A 965-nucleotide genomic window follows, 5' to 3' on the forward strand; every position below is an offset into this window, starting at 1 on the left:
TGCATCTTCTGCCCAACCGTATCGAAATATCTCTGTTTCGCACTCTCCAGCCGATGGGAGATGCTATCTCCAACCCAGCTTTCATTCAAATGACTAAGTTCCGGACGAACATAGTCCAACTCTTTTTCCCTAAAGTTGTGAATCTCGCTCCCCGGCTTCACTGCTTGTACATGAATACTTGTTGCTCCCATAAGTTAACATTTTTGTGACAATCGATAACAGCCGGTGACAGCCGGCTGACAGGGGGTTAAGGGGGCTTGTCCCCTTACACACGTACCCTTTAGGGTGCTAGTGTGCTATCACCATACTGCATAGGTGCGAAGTTAGTGAATGTTTTGTAAATGCACAAATAAAGGGGAAAACATTTGGATTTGCGACAATAAAGTACTACCTTTGTTGCTGACCAAACGGTAGCTGACCGATACGGGAGAGTTACCAAAATACAAGCCGCTGGAGTTAATTGACGGACATCCGACATCCCCAGCGGCTTTATTTTTGCCTATCTGCTTCGTCTAGGCATACCAGTACCTCTACTAAAAATGTACTTCAAAGATACTTATTTTCTACCGACTTGATAGTTTTTACCCCATATTCTTGGACATTTTTCCCCCATGAGGTTATCTTTGTAGGGTGAAAGAGAAACCCATAAACGGGGATAGATTGAATGCTGGGAAGCATAAACAATCGGGGTAAGGTTAGCGAACCTTGCCTTTCATCCCCCATTATAACTTTACATAGAGGAACTTTATCTATCCCCCCCCCCGCCCCCAAAGGGGGAGCGACCAAACGGCAGCTTCACTCAATGGAGTGTTACAGTTCATCAAAACCAAGTGATAACTGTCGTTTCTCTGCTTCTTCTTTCTTTTGGGCAGCTAAAGTCTTTTTCCGAACGTATGTTTTTGTAAATGAAACCCTATCCCCATTAAAGACAATCAACGGATTAATGAACCAATTATATTCGTTTG

At 43.7% G+C, this 965-nt stretch carries 1 pseudogene; it reads right to left on the minus strand.

Features of this window, described 5'->3' with window-relative positions:
• Window positions 1-810: 810 nt before the first annotated feature.
• Window positions 811-965: pseudogene (locus RF645_RS12945) on the minus strand (RepA protein); the annotation flags it as partial.

It is taken from the genome of Kocuria sp. CPCC 205260, assembly GCF_040981045.1.
Lineage (GTDB): Bacteria > Actinomycetota > Actinomycetes > Actinomycetales > Micrococcaceae > Kocuria > Kocuria palustris.